This window comes from Thauera sp. 27, from assembly GCF_000310125.2.
GTDB classification, from domain to species: Bacteria; Pseudomonadota; Gammaproteobacteria; order Burkholderiales; family Rhodocyclaceae; genus Thauera; species Thauera mechernichensis.
The window spans coordinates 26,375-36,215 of sequence record NZ_AMXB01000043.1 but is presented as its reverse complement, the minus strand read 5'-3'; the positions used below and the strand labels follow the sequence as shown (position 1 = coordinate 36,215).

Annotated in this window: 7 protein-coding genes; 5 read left to right on the top strand and 2 right to left on the bottom strand. The window is 69.0% G+C overall.

All coding sequences use genetic code 11. The features are described 5' to 3' along the window. From B447_RS18525 to adeC, 3 genes are all read left to right on the top strand, one after another. Positions 1 to 1,110: efflux RND transporter periplasmic adaptor subunit (locus B447_RS18525; protein ID WP_002944091.1), on the top strand; the 1,110-nt coding region annotated here is incomplete at its 5' end. A gap of 10 nt (positions 1,111 to 1,120) precedes the next feature. Then, a complete protein-coding gene (locus B447_RS18520; RefSeq protein ID WP_002930645.1) occupies positions 1,121 to 4,279 on the top strand; it encodes an efflux RND transporter permease subunit in 3,159 nt (1,052 codons plus the stop codon). Positions 4,280 to 4,370: 91 nt separating this feature from the next. Then, positions 4,371 to 5,756, top strand: a complete 1,386-nt coding sequence (gene adeC, locus B447_RS18515; protein ID WP_037983157.1) for an AdeC/AdeK/OprM family multidrug efflux complex outer membrane factor — start codon at positions 4,371 to 4,373, stop codon at positions 5,754 to 5,756. Positions 5,757 to 5,796: 40 nt separating this feature from the next. Here adeC and B447_RS18510 read toward each other — a convergent pair whose 3' ends face one another. Both B447_RS18510 and B447_RS18505 read right to left on the bottom strand, forming a co-directional pair. Continuing rightward, positions 5,797 to 6,282 carry a hypothetical protein gene (locus B447_RS18510; protein WP_002944089.1) on the bottom strand — a complete coding sequence of 162 codons (486 nt, stop codon included), beginning with the start codon at positions 6,280 to 6,282 and terminating at the stop codon, positions 5,797 to 5,799. A gap of 56 nt (positions 6,283 to 6,338) precedes the next feature. Next, the gene (locus B447_RS18505; protein WP_002930632.1) at positions 6,339 to 6,815 is read right to left on the bottom strand and encodes a bacteriohemerythrin; all 477 of its coding nucleotides are present in this window, start codon (positions 6,813 to 6,815) and stop codon (positions 6,339 to 6,341) included. 160 nt (positions 6,816 to 6,975) lie between these two features. Between B447_RS18505 and B447_RS18500 the strand changes: the two genes are divergently transcribed. Then, positions 6,976 to 8,406 carry a DUF2868 domain-containing protein gene (locus tag B447_RS18500; protein WP_232431676.1) on the top strand — a complete coding sequence of 477 codons (1,431 nt, stop codon included), beginning with the start codon at positions 6,976 to 6,978 and terminating at the stop codon, positions 8,404 to 8,406. 4 nt (positions 8,407 to 8,410) lie between these two features. Further along, on the top strand, positions 8,411 to 9,835 hold the full coding sequence (locus B447_RS18495; RefSeq protein WP_002944087.1) for a DUF3482 domain-containing protein: 1,425 nt from the start codon (positions 8,411 to 8,413) through the stop codon (positions 9,833 to 9,835). Positions 9,836 to 9,841 lie beyond the last annotated feature (6 nt).

Genomic DNA, 9,841 nt, shown 5'->3' with positions numbered 1-9,841 from the left:
TGCGGCCAGGGCAATGGCGGCGCCGCGGCGGCGGCGGGCGCGCCGCCGCCGCCGGCCGTCACCGTCATCACTGTCCAGACCGAATCCGTGCCCATGGTGGTGGAGTTGCCCGGGCGCACCACGCCGTCATTGATTGCCGAACTGCGCCCGCAGGTCACCGGCATCCTGACCCAGCGCGCCTTCAATGAGGGCAGCGAGGTCAAGGCAGGCCAGGTCCTGTACCGCATCGATGCGGCACCCTATCAGGCCGCCTACGACAGTGCCCGTGCCAGCCTGGCGCGCGCCGAGGCCAATGCCGATGCGGCGCGGCTGCGTGCGGAACGCCATGCCGGGCTGGTGGCGATCGAGGCGGTCAGCAAGCAGGCCAACGACGATGCGCAGGCCGCGCTCAAGCAGGCGCGTGCCGAGGTTGCCGCCGCGAAGGCCGCAGTCGACAAGGCGAAGATCGACCTCGACTACACCCAGCTCAAGGCGCCGATCGCGGGCCGGATCGGCCGCTCGGCGGTGACGCCGGGGGCCTTGGTCACCGCCAACCAGGCACAGGCGCTCGCCACCGTGCAGCGCCTCGACCCCATCTATGTCGACCTCACGCAGTCCAGCGCCGACATGCTGCGCCTGCGTCGCGAGGTCGAATCGGGCCGCGTGCAGCGTGGTGCCGGCGGCGCTGTGGAAGTCCGGCTGCTGCTCGAAGACGGCAGCGAGTACGCAGCGGCGGGCCGCCTGGCCCTGTCCGAGGTGACGGTGGACGAAGGCACGGGCAGCGTGACGCTGCGCGCCGAGTTCCCCAACCCCACGGGTGACCTGCTGCCGGGCATGTACGTCCGTGCGCGCCTGCCGCAAGGCGTGCGCGCCGAGGCGGTGCTGGTGCCGCATGCGGCTGTGGTGCGCGACGCGCGCGGCAGTGCGCTGGTGATGGTGGTCGATGAGCAGAACGTGGTTCAGGCGCGTCCGGTAGAGGTCGTGCAGGCGTTCGGCGACAAGTGGGTGCTGGGCGGTGGCCTGCAGGCGGGCGAGCGCGTCATCACCGAGGGCCTGCAGCGCGTTCGCCCCGGCGTGACCGTGCAGCCCGACCAGGCCGGCGTGGCGCCGGCCGCCGCGGCCCAGCAGTGAGGTAGCCACCATGGCCCGCTTTTTCATCGACCGACCCATCTTCGCGTGGGTCATCGCCATCGTCATCATGCTTGCCGGCGCGCTGTCCATCCAGCAGCTGCCGGTGTCGCAGTATCCCTCCATCGCACCGCCGGCCATCGTCATCAACGCGCGCTATCCCGGCGCTTCGGCCAAGGCGGTCGAGGACTCGGTGACGCAGATCATCGAGCAGAAGATGACCGGGCTCGATGGCCTGCTGTACATGAAGTCGACCAGTGACTCCTACGGCAATGCCGCGGTGACGCTGACCTTCTCGGCCGACACCGACCCCGACATTGCCCAGGTGCAGGTGCAGAACAAGATGCAGACGGCGCTGCCGCTGCTGCCGCAGCCGGTGCAGCAGCAGGGGGTGACCGTCGCCAAGTCGGCGGCCAACTTCCTGATGGTGGTCGGCTTCGTGTCGGAAGATGGCACGCAGTCGGGCACCGACCTGTCGGATTTCCTCGTGTCCTCGGTGCAGGATCCGCTGTCGCGGGTCGAGGGGGTCGGCGAGGTTCAGGTGTTCGGCTCCCAGTACGCGATGCGGGTCTGGCTCGACCCCGCGAAGCTGACCAATTTCCGCCTCACGCCGGGCGACGTGCGCCAGGCCTTGCAGGCGCAGAACGCCGAGGTGTCCGCCGGCCAGCTCGGCGGTACGCCCGCCGTGCCCGGTCAGGGCTTCACCGCCACCATCACGGCGCAGAGCCGGCTGCAGACCGCGGAACAGTTCGAGGACATCCTGCTGCGGAGCAGCGCGCAGGGCGGCGAGGTGCGGCTGCGCGACGTGGCGCGCGTCGAGATCGGTGCCGAGAACTACGGCACCGTCGCCCGCTTCAACGGCCAGCCCGCCGCGGGCGTCGGCATCCGCCTGGCTTCGGGGGCCAACGCGCTCGACACCGCGACCGCGGTGCGCGCCCGACTCGATGACATGCAGCGCTACTTCCCTGCCGGGGTGCAGTACGTCGTGCCCTACGACACTACGCCCTTCGTCAAGATCTCCATCCAGTCGGTGGTGATGACCCTGATCGAGGCGGTGGTGCTGGTCTTCCTGGTCATGTACCTGTTCCTGCAGAACCTGCGCGCGACCCTGATCCCGACCATGGCAATTCCGGTGGTGCTGCTCGGCACCTTCGGTCTGATGGCGGCGTTTGGCTTCTCGATCAATACGCTGACCATGTTCGGCATGGTGCTGGCGATCGGCCTGCTGGTCGATGACGCCATCGTCGTGGTGGAGAACGTCGAGCGCGTCATGACCGAGGAGGGCCTGCCGCCCAAGGAGGCCACCAAGCGCTCGATGGACCAGATCACCAGCGCACTGATCGGCATCGGCCTGGTGCTGTCGGCCGTGTTCGTGCCGATGGCCTTCTTCGGCGGCTCGACCGGCGTGATCTACCGCCAGTTCTCGATCACCATCGTGTCCGCGATGGCGCTGTCAGTGCTGGTGGCGATCGTGTTCACACCGGCGTTGTGCGCAACCATGCTCAAACCGGTGCAGCAAGGTCATGGTCATGGCGAAGGTGGCCTGCTGGGCGGCTTCTTCACCTGGTTCAACCGCAGTTTCGACCGCAGCACGCGGCGCTACGAGTCCGCCGTTGGCGGCATCCTCAAGCGCAGCGTGCGCTTCCTGGCGATCTACCTTGCCATCGTTGCGGTGCTCGGCCTGTTGTTCATGCGCATGCCGACCTCCTTTCTGCCGGAGGAAGACCAGGGCGTGATGTTCAATCAGGTCGTGCTCCCCGCCGGGGCGACCCAGGAGCGCACGCTGGAGGTGCTGAAGAAGGTCGAGGACCATTTCCTCGAGAACGAGAAGGACACCGTGCGTGCGATCTTCACCGTCGCCGGCTTCTCCTTCGGTGGCAGCGGCCAGCACATGGGCATCGGCTTCGTCAATCTCAAGCACTGGGACGAACGCAAGGCACCGGGCATGGATGTGAAATCGGTCGCCGGCCGAGCGATGGGCGCTTTCTCGCAGATCCGCGAGGCCATGGTGTTCGCCTTCGTGCCGCCGGCGGTGATCGAGCTCGGCACCTCGGGTGGCTTCACGGTGCAGATGCAGGACCGCTCGGGTCTCGGCCATGACGCCCTGCTCGCCGCACGCAACCAGTTCCTCGGCATGGCAGCGCAGGATCCGCGTCTGGTGGGTGTGCGCCCGAACGGCCAGGAAGACATGCCCGAGCTCAAGCTCGACGTCGATCATGCCAGGGCGGGTGCACTCGGCCTGTCCATCGCCGACATCAACGACACGCTCGCCACCGCCTGGGGCGGCAGCTACGTGAACGACTTTCTCGATCGCGGCCGCATCAAGAAGGTGTATCTGCAGGGCGATGCCGCCGCGCGCATGACGCCGGAAGACCTCGACCAGTGGTTCGTGCGCAACAAGGCGGGCGACATGGTGCCGTTCTCGGCCTTTGCCAGCTCGCACTGGACCTATGGTTCGCCGCGTCTCGAGCGCTTCAACGGCCAGCCGTCGATGGAGCTCCTCGGCCAGGCTGCCCCCGGGCTTTCGTCCGGCGAGGCGATGCAGGCGGTCGAGGAGATCATGGCCAAGCTGCCGCCGGGCATCGGCTACGACTGGTCGGGCACGTCTTACGAGGAACGTCGCAGCGGGTCGCAGGCACCGGCACTGTATGCCTTGTCGCTGCTGGTGGTGTTCCTGTGCCTGGCGGCGCTGTACGAGAGCTGGTCGGTGCCTTTTGCGGTGATGCTGGTGGTCCCGCTCGGCGTGCTCGGCGCGCTGATGGCGGCGACCGGACGCGGGCTGTCCAACGACGTGTATTTCCAGGTCGGCCTGCTCGCCACCATCGGCCTGTCGTCCAAGAACGCGATCCTGATCGTGGAGTTCGCCAAGGCGCAGATGGAGGAACAGGGCAAGGACCTGGTGTCGGCCACGCTCGCCGCGGTGCGCATGCGCTTGCGGCCGATCCTGATGACCTCGCTGGCCTTCGGGTTTGGCGTGCTGCCGCTGGCGATCGCCACCGGCGCCGGAGCCGGCAGCCAGAACGCGATCGGTACCGGCGTGCTCGGCGGCACGATCTCCGCGACCCTGCTCGGCATCTTCTTCGTGCCGCTGTTCTATGTCGTGATCAAGCGCATTTTCCCGGACAAGTCCGGCGCTGCGGCGACTGCGCCCGCTGCCCAGGAGGGACGTTGAAATGATTGACCATGTTTCCAACATTGCGGCCGCAGGTGCTGCGTCGCAGCCGGCGCGGGCGAGCCGCCGCCGCCCGCCGCTGCGCGCCTTGATGGTGGCGCTGGCGGCCAGCGCCCTGGGTGCGTGCTCGATGATGCCGGCCTACGAGCGTCCGGTGGCGCCGGTGCCGGCGAGCTTGCCGCAGACCCAGCAGAGCGCCGGGCCGGTCAGCGCGCAGGCGGGCGACAGCGCTGCCTGGGCCGACTACTTTGCCGACGAGCGCCTGCGCGGGGTGATCGCGCTCGCCCTCGACAACAACCGTGACCTGCGCATCGCAGCGCTCAACATCGAGCGTGCGCGGGCGCAGTACGGCATCCAGCGTGCAGATCTGTTGCCGTCGATCGCGGTCAGCGGCGGGCAGAGCGCGCAGCGTGTGCCGGGCGACCTCAACATGAGCGGCGAGCCCGCCATCAGCCGCCAGTATTCGGCCAACCTCGGTTTCGCATCCTACGAACTGGACTTTTTCGGCCGCGTGCGCAGTCTCGAGGAGCAGGCCCTGCAGGTCTACCTCGGCACCGAAGAGGCGCGCCGCAGCGCGCAGGTCAGCCTGGTGGCCGAGGTCGCCAACGCCTGGTTGCGCCTGGCTGCCGACCGCGAGCGCCTGGCGTTGGCGCGCAGCACGCTGGAGACGCGCCAGCAGTCGGTGACGCTGGTGCGCCGCAGCCTGGAACTGGGCGCGGTGTCGGCGCTCGACCTCAACCAGGCCGAGACCCTGCTGCAGACGGCACGTGCCGACGCCGCACGTTATGCCGCGCTGGTGGCGCAGGATGAGAATGCGCTCGCGCTGCTCGTCGGTGCCGCTGTCCCGGCCGGCTTGCAGCCCCCGGCGCTGGACGACAGCGTGGCCGCCGTGCCGGTGCTGCCGGCAGATCTGTCCTCGGAGGTGCTGGTGCGCCGGCCCGATGTGGCGCAGGCCGAGCGCGCGTTGATGGCGGCCAATGCGAGCATCGGCGCGGCGCGCGCAGCCTTCTTCCCGCGCATCACGCTCACCGCCAGCGCGGGGACCGCGAGCAGCACGCTCGACGGCTTGTTCGACGCGGGTTCGGGGGCGTGGAGCTTCGTGCCGCAGATCCGCATCCCGATCTTCGAGGCCGGCCGTCTGCAGGCGAGCCTGGACGTGGCCGAGATCCAGCGCGACATCAATGTCGCGCAGTACGAGAAGGCGATTCAATCGGCCTTCCGCGAGGTGGCCGACGCGCTCGCCGAGCGTGCCACGCTTGCCGAGCAGCTCGCGGCGCGCCAGGCACTGGTGCAGGCGACGCAGCGCAGCTTCGAGCTGTCCGAGGCGCGCTACAAGGGTGGGGTGGACAGCTATCTCAACCTGCTCGATGCGCAACGCAGCCTGTACGGGGCGCAGCTCGAGCTGATCGGCACGCGCCTGAGCGATGCGGTGAACCGCGTCGCCTTGTACAAGGCCCTGGGCGGCGGCTGGCGGTGAGGTGGTGGGGCCCCGTCAGCCGGGGCGCCCACCTGCAGCCTTACTCACATTCGGCAGTGCAGTCGCCGGTGCTGCAATCGGCCACGGCGACCTTGCAGGCCTGCTTGCTGCGATAGACCATGCGGTGGTCGTTCTCGTAGTCGCACACCAGTCGGGTGAGGCCGTTCTTGCTGTCGCTGCTCATGCGCAGCGGCTTCGAGGCGTGGATCTGTTCGGCCGGCACATTGCACGACAGGTAGCCGCTGAACTTGCCGTCGGCAGACTCCCACATGGCGATGTTCTTCGCTTCCTTGTAGTTCTCGAAGGTCGAGCAGGTCAGCACGTCACGGCCGTACAGGCGCGCGTTGTCGCCACAGAAGCCCATGTAGGTGTACTTGAGCTCGGCCTCGGTCGGGCAGGCGGCGACCTGTACGGCGGTCTTGAGGTCGGGGCAGGCGTGGTTGTCGGCGTGTGCCGGACCGGAGAGCAGGCCGGCGGCCAGGCAGAGTCCAATCAAGGCCTTGAACGGCGGGGTGCGTCTGTGCATCGTGTCCTCGTGGGGTCGAGTTTGCGGTTGATCGATTGGCGATTGTTGGCGGCGGCTTACCAGAACTTCCACCACCATTTGCGCTTCTTCATCGCCTGCTCGACGTGATCGGACCACTTGGTCTCGCCGCCGGATTCGATGAAGTAGGCTCCGAAGCGCTTGTCGGCCTCGTTGATATGGCGAGTCAGCCACACCTTGAGGAAGTGCAGCAGTTCGAAGGTGATGGTGGCCTGCCCGGTATCGAGCTTTTCCTGCAGTGCGCGCACCTGGCCGATCAGATCTTCGTGGTTCTGCTTGTGTGCAGCGAACTCGGGGTAGTTCGACACCCGCATCAGGCTTTCCTCTACGGCGAAGTGCGTGCGTGTGTAGTCGGCGAGCTTGTCCAGTATCTGGCGCGAGGTCGCGGAGCCGTGATGCTCCCGGATTGCCTCATGCAGTTGGTTGAGCAGGTCGACGAGTTCCTTGTGCTGTTCGTCGATCTCCTGCAGCCCGACGCTGAACTCATCGGACCAGTGGAAGAGGTCGGTCGTCATGGTTTTACATGGCTGAGGTCGAAACCCGAAGGCTAACCCTTTTCCTGGCAAGGTGATTGACTGTGGTCAACGATGGGCATCTTCTTTGCAATGCAAGTGCGCTGCTTTGTGGCGGCCGCTATTGCTATCCTTGCAGGCCATGGATCGCGGACAAACACCCTTGAGCGCCTCTGAGGCAAGCAGCCACCGCTTGGGCCGGCTCGAAGTGCACTGGCTGGCCGAGCTGGTGCGCCGCCATGAGACGCGGCACGGGCCTCTCGACGACGACGAAGCCAATGCCCAGGCGCGCAAGGCCGGCCCTGACTTCGGCGCGCGCGTGCTGCAGCGTGCCGCGCTGCTTGGTGCGCGCATGGGCTGGTGCGATGCGGTCGTACGCTGGCATGGGCGTGCGCGCATGCTGCTTGCGCTTGCGCTCCTGCTCGCGCTGCTTGCCGGCTTTGCGGCCGCTGCGGGTGTGCTCGGCGATGGCGGGCGACCGATCAACGTGGTGTGGGCCGTCGGTGGTCTGCTCGGCGTGCATGTGCTGAGTCTGCTGCTGTGGCTGCTCGGCCTTGGGCTGCAGGGGCGCATGGGGGGCGGCCCTGGCCGCGGTGGCCTGCTTGGGCGCGCGTGGCTCAGGCTGGTGGGCGTCCTCGACCGCAGCCAGGCGGCTGCCGATCTGCCCGCCGCGCTCGGCAGTCTGCTGGCGCGCGGACGCCTGGCCGCGTGGGGCATCGGCGCGGTGAGCCACGCGCTGTGGCTGGCGGCACTGCTGGGCGCGGCGCTGGGTGTGCTGGTGCTGCTGGCGACCCGGCGCTACGGCTTCGTGTGGGAGACCACCATTTTGCCCGCGCACACCTTCATCAGTCTCAGCGCGGCGCTTGGCGCGCTGCCGGCGGCAATCGGCTTCCCGGTGCCCGACGCTGCGCTGGTCGCGGCCAGCGGCGACGCGCCGATGCTGGAGGAGGCTGGTCGACGCGCATGGGCGGGCTGGTTGCTCGGTGCGGTGGTGGTCTATGGCGTGCTGCCGCGCCTGGCGCTGGCACTGCTGTGCGCGGGCCTATGGCAGCGTGGCCTGGGCCGCATCGGCCTGGATGTGTCGCTGCCGGGGTATGCCCGCCTGCGCCCGCTGTTGATGCCCGACAGCCTGCGCATCGGCGTCAGCGATCCCGAGCCCGCCCGCATGCCGCGACCGCAACGCCACGCGGCAGCGGCGTCTGCTGCGGACGACGTGATCGCCGTGGCGCTCGAACTTGGAGAAGACCTCGATTGGCCGCCGCAGCGGTCCGGGATGCCCTGGCAGGACGGCGGACGCATCGACTCGCGTGAGCAGCGCCGTACCCTCCTGGAGCGGCTTGCGGCCCGCCCGCCCGCGCGCCTGCTGGTCGCGGTGGATGCGCGCCAGACACCGGATCGCGGCAGTCTCGGGCTCGTCGCCGACCTGGCTGACCGCAGTGCCGCAATCAAGGTCTGGGCGCGCACTGCCGGCCGGCCTGCCGCGCGCCTGCCGCAGTGGCGCGATGGTCTTGCCCGCCTCGGGCTCGATGGCGCCCTGGTCGAGGATGAGGCCGCAGCGCTCGCCTGGCTGGAACAGGCGGGCGGCGAAGGATGAATGCATGCACGCGATGAATGACACCTTGCGCCTGGCCGTGGTCGGCCACACCAACACCGGCAAGACCTCGCTGCTGCGCACCCTGGCGCGGGACGTGGGTTTTGGCGAGGTATCGGACTGCGCTGGCACCACGCGCCATGTCGAGGGCCTGCGCCTGATGGCCGACGGTTTGCCAGCGGCCGAGCTCTTCGATACGCCCGGCATGGAGGATGCGATCGCGTTGCTGGAGTTCAGCGATGGCCTGGTCGCAGCAGGCGAGCGTGTGGACGGGCCGGAGCGTGTCGCACGCTTTCTCGCCAGCGAGGCGGCGCGTGGCCGCTTCGAGCAGGAGGCCAAGGTGTTGCGGCAGATGCTGGCGAGCGATGCCGCGCTGTACGTGATCGATGCGCGCGACCCGGTACTGCCCAAGCACCGCGACGAACTCGAACTGCTCGCCGCCTGCGCCCGTCCCGTGCTACCGGTGCTCAACTTTGTCGCCGTGCCGAATGCGCGGGTGGCCGACTGGCGCGCCGCGCTCGCGCGCCTCGGCCTGCATGCGGTGGTGAGCTTCGACACCGTGGCGCCACCGCTCGACGGTGAGCGCGAGCTGTTCGACACACTCGCTACCCTGATCCACGCCCATCGCCCCCGGCTGCAGGCGCTCATCGATGCGCGTGCGCGCGAAGCCGATGCTCGCCGCGAGGCCGCGCAACGCCTCGTTGCCGAGCTGCTCGTGGAGCTCGCCGCCCGTCGCGACCGTATCGACGAGCCCGCCGGCGAGGCCAGCGAGGCCGCGCTGAAGGCCGCGGTCGAGCGCCTGCACGCCGTGGTGCGCGCGCGCGAACAAGCCTGTGTCGATGCCTTGCTGCGCCTTTACCGCTTCCGCCCCGATGATGCCCGGCTCGACGAACTGCCGCTCGCCGACGGACGCTGGGAGGATGACCTCTTCAACCCCGAGACCCTGCGCCAGATGGGCGTTCGCCTGGGCACCGGCGCCGCAGCGGGGGCGGCCGCCGGCGTCGGTGTGGACCTGATGGTGGGCGGCATCACGCTGGGTGCCGCGGCGGCGCTCGGTGCCCTCGCCGGTGGCCTGTGGCAGACCTTCGGCCACTATGGCGAGCGCATCGCCGCCAAGTTGCGCGGCCACCGCGAACTGACGGTCGACGATGCCATCCTGCGTATCGTCGCACTGCGCCAGCGCGAACTGCTTGCAGCGCTGGAAGGCCGCGGTCACGCTGCGATGCAGCCGATCGAGCTCGGTCGCGCAGCCGCAACGGCGGCGGTCGCGCCGGCAGTCGAGTCAGCGGTCGACCCGGTCGTCCGCCAGTGGCGCAGCGGGGCGCTGCCAGCGGCGCTCGGCCGTGCCCGTGCCCACTCCGAGTGGGCAGGCGAGGCGGCCGATGCGGACAAGGACGAGGCGATCGCCGAACTGCTGGCTGCCCTCGCCTGAGCCTGC